The 8,169-nt window shown below is 70.1% G+C and carries 6 protein-coding genes and 2 pseudogenes; 5 read left to right on the plus strand and 3 right to left on the minus strand.

From position 1 onward, the window contains the following. Positions 1-89: 89 nt before the first annotated feature. Positions 90-767, minus strand: coding sequence for a GntR family transcriptional regulator (locus tag ACFU8Q_RS36150; protein ID WP_384462763.1), 678 nt, complete (start codon positions 765-767; stop codon positions 90-92). A gap of 64 nt (positions 768-831) precedes the next feature. Next, positions 832-1,782: a beta-ketoacyl-ACP synthase III gene (locus tag ACFU8Q_RS36155; protein WP_384462766.1), complete on the minus strand. Its 951-nt coding sequence runs from the start codon at positions 1,780-1,782 to the stop codon at positions 832-834. Positions 1,783-2,044: 262 nt separating this feature from the next. On the opposite strand from ACFU8Q_RS36155, the pseudogene ACFU8Q_RS36160 reads away from it, so the two are divergent. From ACFU8Q_RS36160 to fdhD, 3 genes and pseudogenes are all read left to right on the plus strand, one after another. Then, positions 2,045-2,821: pseudogene (locus tag ACFU8Q_RS36160) on the plus strand (2-dehydropantoate 2-reductase); the annotation flags it as partial. Between the two features lie 3 nt (positions 2,822-2,824). Then, positions 2,825-3,117 (plus strand): annotated as a pseudogene (locus tag ACFU8Q_RS36165) (4Fe-4S binding protein); the annotation flags it as partial. An 11-nt stretch (positions 3,118-3,128) separates the two neighbouring features. Continuing rightward, the gene (gene fdhD, locus ACFU8Q_RS36170) at positions 3,129-3,977 is read left to right on the plus strand and encodes a formate dehydrogenase accessory sulfurtransferase FdhD (RefSeq protein ID WP_384462769.1); all 849 of its coding nucleotides are present in this window, start codon (positions 3,129-3,131) and stop codon (positions 3,975-3,977) included. A gap of 102 nt (positions 3,978-4,079) precedes the next feature. Here fdhD and ACFU8Q_RS36175 read toward each other — a convergent pair whose 3' ends face one another. Next, a complete protein-coding gene (locus ACFU8Q_RS36175) occupies positions 4,080-5,108 on the minus strand; it encodes a bile acid:sodium symporter family protein (protein ID WP_384462772.1) in 1,029 nt (342 codons plus the stop codon). A gap of 118 nt (positions 5,109-5,226) precedes the next feature. Here ACFU8Q_RS36175 and ACFU8Q_RS36180 point away from each other — a divergent pair, with 118 nt between their 5' ends. After that, positions 5,227-6,102, plus strand: coding sequence for a LysR family transcriptional regulator (locus ACFU8Q_RS36180; RefSeq protein ID WP_384462775.1), 876 nt, complete (start codon positions 5,227-5,229; stop codon positions 6,100-6,102). A gap of 247 nt (positions 6,103-6,349) precedes the next feature. Next, positions 6,350-8,149, plus strand: coding sequence for an AMP-dependent synthetase/ligase (locus tag ACFU8Q_RS36185; protein WP_384462778.1), 1,800 nt, complete (start codon positions 6,350-6,352; stop codon positions 8,147-8,149). Positions 8,150-8,169 lie beyond the last annotated feature (20 nt).

Here is an 8,169-nt window from a genome sequence, read left to right on the forward strand (position 1 = left end):
ATGGGCCGGGGCTCACGCCCCGGCCCTTCCGTTACGACCCCGTTCGACCCGCCCGGCCGCGCGCTACTCCTCGTGGCGCTGGTGGTACGTCACTCCTCGTGGCGCTGGCGGTACGTCTTGCGCGTGTGTTCCGTGTGCGCCCGCATGATCTCCGTGGCCCGCTGTTCGTCGCGCGAGGCGATCGCCGCTATGAGCGAGCGGTGCTCGATCCAGGACTGGGTGCCTCTCCGGCGGGCCACCGGGGTGTAGTACCAGCGGACCCGGCGGTTCACCTGCCCGGCGAGCTCGGAGAGGACGACGTTGCCCGCCAGCTCCATGACCTTGGCGTGGAAGGCCGCGTTGACGGCGACCGCCAGGTCCACGTCGTCGTCGGCGACCGCCTGCTCACCCTTGGCGCAGAGCTCCTCCAGGGCGGCGATGCCCGCGGTGCCGGAATTGGCCGCGGCGAGGCGGGCGGCCTCTGCCTCCAGCAGGGTGCGGACCGAGAGCAGTTGGTCCGCCTCGTCCTCCGTGGGCTCATGCACGAACGCGCCCTGGGCGGGCCGGAGATCGACCCAGCCCTCGGTGTTCAGCCGCTGCAGCGCCTCCCGCACCGGCTGTCTGGACACCCCGAGATGGCCGGCCAGTTCGCTCTCGACCAGGTGCTGGCCGGGACGGAGCGCACGCGTCGTGATGAGTTCGAGCAGCGCCTCGTACACGCGCTCGCGTAGCGGACCGGGCCGTTCCAGCTTCGGCACAGCCCCTTGCGGCAGTCGTGCGGACAACATCGCGGTCCCTCTCCGGGCGACGAGCAATTGCTTATCGTCTACAATCTACCGAGCGCAATGCCCCTCAGGGGCAGCGGATCACCTGACCCGCGTACGAGAGATTCCCGCCGAAGCCGAAAAGCAGCACGGGCGCGCCACTGTGGACCTCACCGCGTTCCACCAGCTTGGACAGGGCCATCGGGATGGAGGCCGCGGACGTATTGCCGGAGTCCACAACATCCCGGGCGATGACCGCGTTGACCGCGCCGATCTTCCTGGCGACGGGTTCGATGATCCGCAGATTGGCCTGATGCAGCACGACCGCGGCCAGATCCTCGGGGGCGACACCAGCCTTTTCGCACACCTTGCGGGCGATGGGCGGCAACTGCGTGGTGGCCCAGCGGTACACGGACTGCCCTTCCTGCGCGAAACGCGGGGGCGTCCCCTCGATCCGCACCGCATTGCCCATCTCCGGCACCGAACCCCACAGGACGGGGCCGATCCCCGGCCGGTCCCCTCCGTCGGGGTCCGCGACGACGACCGCCGCGCCGGCTCCGTCACCGAGCAGGACACAGGTGCTGCGGTCGGTCCAGTCCGCGATGTCCGCCATCTTGTCGGCGCCGATGACGAGGACGCGCTCGGCCGCGCCCGCCCGGACCGCGTGGTCGGCGGCGGCGAGGGCGTGGGTGAATCCGGAGCAGACCACATTGATGTCCATGACCGCGGGCGAGCCCATGCCCAGCCGGGCGGCGACCCGCGCCGACATGCTCGGGGAGCGGTCGATCGCGGTGGAGGTGGCGACCAGCACCAGATCGACCTCGGCGGGCCGCAGCCCCGCCGCGGCGAGCGCCTTGCCCCCCGCGTGCGCGGCCATCTCGTCCACCGGCTCGTCAGGGCCTCCGACGTGGCGGGTCTTGATGCCGACGCGGCTGGTGATCCACTCGTCGCTGGTGTCGACCATGGCCGCCAGATCGTCGTTGGTGAGCACCTTGGCGGGCTGATAGTGGCCGAGCGCCACGACACGTGAGCCGGTCATGTACAGGATCCCCTCGCTACGTATGGCAGGAACCATCCAGTCTTGGTCGCTACCGCCCGGTACGGGGGCACGTGTTCCCACAGGAATAGGACCCGGTCGTTGGAGGCTTGACGACAGCCTTGACCCCCCGAAAGCATACTGTAGACAATATTCTGTCGACGTGACGTGACATCGCCCCCTGTTCTCCCGGTTGGGCCCGTGATCTCCCGCTGGGCCCGCTCGGATCGCTCAGCCCGCTCCTCGGATCACCCCGGTCCGCCCCCTGGCCCGCTCCTCGGTCCTCTCACCGAACGGAGAGCCCGTGAAAGTCGCAATTGTCGGCGCCGGTGCCATCGGCGCCCATGTCGGGGCCGCGATGCGCCGCGCCGGCGCCGAGGTCCACCTCATCGCCCGAGGCCCGCATCCGGCCGCGATGCGCCGCGACGGCGTCCGCGTACCCAGCCCCCGCGGTGACTTCACCGCCCCTCCCTCGGCCACCGACGACCCTTCGGAAGTGGGGCCCGTCGGCTGTGTGTTCCTCGGGCTCAAGGCCAACTCCTATGCTGCGTCGGGCCCGTTGGTCCATCCACTGCTGCACCGCGACACCGCGGTCATCGCCGCCCAGAACGGCATCCCGTGGTGGCACTTCCACGGGATCGAAGGCCCGCACGCCGGACGACGCATCAACAGCGTCGCCCCGGCGGGCACGGTCAGCGCCACCCTGCCGCCCGAGCGCGCCATCGGCTGAGTCGTCTACGCCGCCACGGAGATCGAGGCACCCGGCGTCGTACGCCATCTGGAAGGCACCCGGTTCTCCATCGGGGAGCCGGACCGGACCGTATCCCAGCGCTGCCGCGCCTTCAGCGAAGCCATGGTCGAGGGCGGACTCAAGTGTCCCGTCGAGCCTGATCTCCGCAAGGACATCTGGATCAAACTGATCGGGAACATCTCCTTCAGCCCGATCAGCGCGCCCTCCCGGGCCACCATGGGCCAGATCTGCCGTCATCCGGACGCCCGCGCACTGGTCGAGGCGATGATGCGTGGAACCCTCACCCCGGCGTGCGACGCGCCGCTCACCGATTCGGCGTGCGTCTACTGCGGCAACTGCATCGAGGCGTGCCCCACCGGGGCACTCTCCTTCAAGTCCGAATTCGACATGCCGCGGCCGGGACCGGGGACGAACAGGCCCAGACGGAGACCACCACGATCTGCGCGTACTGCGGAGTCGGCTGCAATGTCACACTCCACGTGCAGGACAATGAGATCGTCAAGGTCACCTCTCCGCACGACAATCCGGTGACCCACGGCAAGCTCTGCATCAAGGGCCGGTTCGGCTTCCAACACGTACAGAATCGGGTTCAACCGCTATGGGACGGGTCACCGAGCGCCGCCGCACCATCCGTATCCGGGACGGAGCGGTCTCCACGCGCCCCGACACGCTCGTCACCGAGGAGCCCCTGGAGATCCGGCTGAACGGCAAGCCGCTCGCCATCACGATGCGCACACCGGGCGACGACTTCGCACTGGCGGCGGGCTTCCTGGTGAGCGAGGGCGTGATCGGTGACGGCTCCGAGGTCCAGTCGATCGTCTACTGCGCCGGGGCCACGGCGGACGGAGTGAACACGTACAACGTCGTGGATGTGAAGCTCGCGCCCGGTGTCCCGGTTCCTGACATCACCCTCGAACGCAACGTGTACACCACGTCGTCCTGCGGGCTGTGCGGCAAGGCGAGCCTCGACGCGGTACGCACCACGACCCGGCATCCGATCGCCGACGCTCCCCCGGTCCGGGTCGAACCCGCGCTGCTCGCCGCCCTCCCCGACCGGCTGCGGGCCGAGCAACAGGTCTTCGACCGGACCGGGGGCCTGCACGCGGCGGCACTGTTCTCCGAGACGGGCGAACTGCTCGACATCCGGGAGGACGTCGGCCGGCACAACGCGGTCGACAAGCTGGTCGGCCGGGCCCTGACCGACCACCGGCTGCCGCTGTCCCGGGCGATCCTGCTGGTGTCGGGGCGGGCCTCGTTCGAACTGGCCCAGAAGGCGGTGATGGCCGGGATCCCGATGCTCGCGGCGGTCTCGGCGCCGTCGTCCCTCGCCGTCGATCTGGCGGCCGAGACCGGACTGACGCTGGTCGGTTTCCTGCGGGGTCCTTCCATGAACGTGTACGCGGGTGAGCACCGCATCGCCCTGGAGGCGACGATCGGCCAGGGCTGAGGCGCCCCGCACGTCTGCACGGGTCAGGGGTCCGGCCGGCGGGGAGCGCTGCCTGCGCCGGCCGGTCCCGCCTCTGAGCGGCGGTCCCGAAGGCTCCCCCCCTCAGCTCACCGCGACCGGCTCCCGCGCCGCCACGCCGTTCTCCTGGACTTCCTCCAACGGGTCCCGCGAGCGCCGCTTGGCGATCACCGCGCACACCATCAGCTGCATCTGATGGAAGAGCATCAACGGCAGTACGGCGAGGGACGCCTGCGCCCCGAACAGGACGCTCGCCATCGGCAGCCCGGCGGCCAGGCTCTTCTTCGAGCCGGCGAACTGGATGGCGATCCGGTCCCCGCGGTCGAAGCCGAGCCGCTTCGCCCCGTACCAGGTCAGCACCAGCATCAGCGCGAGCAGCACCGCTTCGGCGCCGAGGAGCGCGCCGAGCCTGGCCGGGGTGACCTGGTGCCAGATGCCCGCGACCATGCCCTCGCTGAACGCCGTGTAGACGACGAGCAGGATCGAGCCGCGGTCGACATGGCCGAGGACCTTCTTGTGGCGGGTGATGAAGCCGCCGATCCAACGGCGCAGCAGCTGCCCCGCGACGAACGGCAGCAGCAGCTGGACCCCGATCTTCAGCAACGCGTCCGCCGAGAATCCGCCGCCGTTGTTGCCGAGCAGCGCCGCGGCGAGCAGCGGGGTGAGGAAGATCCCGGCGATCGAGGAGAAGGAGCCCGCGCAGATCGCCGCCGGCACATTGCCGCGGGCGATCGAGGTGAAGGCGATCGACGACTGGATCGTCGAGGGGACGAGGCAGAGGAAGAGGAAGCCGCTGTAGAGCTGCGGGGTCAGGACGTACGGCACCAGCCCCTTGCCCGCCAGTCCGAGCAGCGGAAAGGCCACGAAGGTACAGACCAGGACGGCGAGATGGAGCCGCCAGTGCTTGAGTCCGTCGAGCGCCTCGGCGGTGGAGAGCCGGGCCCCGTACAGGAAGAAGAGCAGGGCGACGGCTCCGGTCGACGCACCGCTCGCCACCTCCGCCGCGGTCCCCGACGCCGGCAGTATCGCCGCGATTACCACCGTGCCGATCAGCGCCATGATGTACGGGTCGATCGGCAGCCAGGACGGAAGTTTCAGGGTGCGGCGGCTCATCTGCTCCACTTGTTCTCTTGGTTCCGGTCGTGCCCTCTCCATGCTGCTCCCGAACCGAGCGATCGGGAATCCCGTACACCGCTCTTACTGTCATCGCGTTTCGCGATAGCCTGGACTCATGTACGATCCCGCGCAGCTCCGCACCTTCCTCGCGGTCGCCCAGACCTTGAGCTTCACCCGGGCCGCCCGTCGGCTGGGGGTCCGGCAGTCCACGGTGAGCCAGCATGTGCGGCGCCTGGAGGATGCGGCAGGGCGGCAGTTGTTCACCCGGGACACGCACCGGGTCGATCTCACCCTGGACGGTGAGGCGATGCTCGGTTTCGCCCGGACGATTCTTGAGGCCCATGAGCGGGCGGCGGCCTTCTTCACCGGCACGCGGCTGCGCGGGCGGCTGCGGTTCGGGGCGTCCGAGGACTTCGTGCTGACCCGGCTGCCGGAGATCCTGGAGTCGTTCCGCCGCGACCACCCGGAGGTCGAGCTGGAGCTGACGGTGGAGCTCTCCGGGACGCTGCACCAGCGGCTCGCTGCGGGCCGACTCGATCTGGTGCTCGCCAAGCGGCGCGTCGGCGACACGCACGGAGAGCTGGTCTGGCAGGACGCGCTGACGTGGATCGGCGCTCCGCGACTGCGGATCGACCCGGACCATCCGGTTCCGCTGGTCCTCTTCCCGCCGCCGGGCATCACCCGGGCCCGCGCCCTGGAGGTCCTGGAGGAGCACGGCCGGGCCTGGCGGATCGCCTGTACGAGCACCAGCCTGAGCGGGCTGATCGCGGCGGCCCGTGCGGGGCTGGGCGTGATGGCTCACAGCCGTGGGCTGATCCCGCCGGGTCTGGTGCCGGTGCCGGCCAGAGCGGGGCTGCCGGAGCTGGGCGAGGTGGACTTCGTCCTGCTGCACGGCCCCCGCCGGGGCAGGGCGCAGGAGGCCGCGGACGCCCTGGCGGCGGCGATCCTGGCGGGCGGCGACCGGCTGATCCGTGGACCAATACCCCCGTAGCCACCCGGAACGGGAGTGACTGTGGCGTACAGATTTGGTGGAGATTCCCGCGCCGGCCGCTTACTCCGTGGTCTCAGCCACGCCCGAGCCTTGCCCATCTGGCCGGATTTCGGTGGCTGACCTGTGCATATGCCACAGGGTCCGCCGGTATGGGGCCCTCCCGCCGCGCCGTCCGTTGGGGTAGCGTCACGGCGCTGTGCGGAGCGCCACAAGGAGCAGGTCATTGCGCGAGTTCACTGTCCCACCCATGGCGGCCGCGCCCCTCGTAGGCGGGCTGGCCGATGTGGTGTTCGACTACGCCGAGGAGGATCCGGACCGGGTCGCGCTCGGCCGGAAGGACGCGAGCGGACACTGGCGGGATGTCACTGCGGCGACGTTCCGCGACGAGGTGCTGGCGCTCGCCAAGGGCCTGATCGCGCACGGCGTCAGATTCGGCGACCGGGTGGCCCTGATGTCGCGAACGCGCTACGAGTGGACGCTCTTCGACTTCGCGCTGTGGACGGTCGGCGCCCAGTCGGTACCGGTCTACCCGACGTCCTCGCCCGAGCAGGTCCTCTGGATGCTGCACGATGCCGATGTGTCCGCCGTCATGGTCGAGCACGAGGACCATGCGATGACGATCGCGTCGGTGATCGACCGGCTGCCCGGGGTCAAGCGGCTCTGGCAGCTGGACGCCGACGCGGTGAACGAGCTGCTCGACGCGGGCGCCCAGGTCGAGGACGAGGTGGTGCACCGCCACCGGCGCGCGGTGACGCCCGAGTCGGTGGCGACGATCATCTACACCTCGGGGACGACGGGCCGCCCGAAGGGCTGTGTGATCACGCACGCCAACTTCATGTTCGAGACGGACACCATGGCCTCGCGCTGGGAGCCGGTCTTCCACTCCAAGCCGGGCGACGAGGCGGCCACCCTGCTCTTCCTGCCGCTGGCGCATGTCTTCGGCCGGATGGTGGAGCTAGCCGCGGTCCGCGGCCGGGTGAAGCTGGGCCATCAGCCGGAGCTGTCGGCGAAGGCTCTGATGCCGGATCTGGTGTCGTTCCGGCCGACGTTCATCCTGGCGGTGCCCTACATCTTCGAGAAGGTCTTCAACGGCGCCCGGCGCAAGGCCGAGGCGGAGGGCAGGGTCGGGGCGTTCGACAAGGCCGTGGACATCGCGGTGAAGTACGCCGAGGCGGTGGAGGCGCGGGCGTTCGGGACCGGTCCGGGGCCGTCCGCCGGGCTGCGGATGCAGCACCAGTTCTTCGACAAGGTCGTGTACCGGAAGGTGCGCGAGGCGATGGGCGGCCGGATCCGGCACGCCATGTCCGGTGGTTCGGGCATGGAGCGGCAGCTGGGACTGTTCTTCGCGGGCGCGGGCGTCACCGTGTACGAGGGGTACGGACTGACCGAGTCGACCGCGGCGGCCACCGCCAATCCGCCGGAGCGCACCCGGTACGGCACGGTCGGGCAGCCCATCCCCGGCACGACCGTGCACATCGCGGAGGACGGCGAGGTGTGGGTGCACGGCGACAATGTGTTCGCGGGCTATCTCGGCGCCCCGGAGGCCACCGCCGCGGTGCTGCGGGAAGGCTGGCTGGCCACCGGGGACCTGGGGGCGCTCGACGAGGACGGCTATCTGAGGATCACCGGGCGGAAGAAGGAGATCCTGGTGACGTCGAGTGGCAAGAGTGTGTCGCCGACCGCCCTGGAGGATCGGGTGCGGGCGCATCCGCTGGTCGCGCAGTGCATCGTGGTCGGCAACGACCGGCCCTACGTCGCCGCACTGGTCACGGTCGACCACGAGTCGGTGGACCACTGGCTCGCCATGCAGGGGCGGGCGCCCCTGCGGCCGGAGGAACTGGTGCGGGATCCGGACCTGGAGATGGAGGTACGGCGGGCGGTGGTGGCCGCCAACACAGCGGTGTCGCAGGCCGAGTCGATCCGTACATTCCGGATTCTGGCGCATCCGTTCAGCGAGGAGCACGGTCTCCTCACGCCGTCACTGAAGCTGAAGCGCAAGGCGATCGAGACGGCGTACGCGGCGGAGGTCGACGCCCTGTACCGCTGAGGCACGGCCGGCCGTGCCTC

Origin of the sequence: Streptomyces sp. NPDC057543, from assembly GCF_042801895.1 — a bacterium.
Lineage (GTDB): Bacteria > Actinomycetota > Actinomycetes > Streptomycetales > Streptomycetaceae > Streptomyces.

What these genes read in the sequence shown, in the direction of transcription:
- ACFU8Q_RS36150 (WP_384462763.1), bottom strand. Translation starts at nt 767, where the DNA reads ATGTTGTCCGCACGACTGCCGCAAGGGGCTGTGCCGAAGCTGGAACGG.
- ACFU8Q_RS36155 (WP_384462766.1), bottom strand. Translation starts at nt 1,782, where the DNA reads ATGACCGGCTCACGTGTCGTGGCGCTCGGCCACTATCAGCCCGCCAAG.
- fdhD (WP_384462769.1), top strand. Translation starts at nt 3,129, where the DNA reads ATGGGACGGGTCACCGAGCGCCGCCGCACCATCCGTATCCGGGACGGA.
- ACFU8Q_RS36175 (WP_384462772.1), bottom strand. Translation starts at nt 5,108, where the DNA reads ATGAGCCGCCGCACCCTGAAACTTCCGTCCTGGCTGCCGATCGACCCG.
- ACFU8Q_RS36180 (WP_384462775.1), top strand. Translation starts at nt 5,227, where the DNA reads ATGTACGATCCCGCGCAGCTCCGCACCTTCCTCGCGGTCGCCCAGACC.
- ACFU8Q_RS36185 (WP_384462778.1), top strand. Translation starts at nt 6,350, where the DNA reads ATGGCGGCCGCGCCCCTCGTAGGCGGGCTGGCCGATGTGGTGTTCGAC.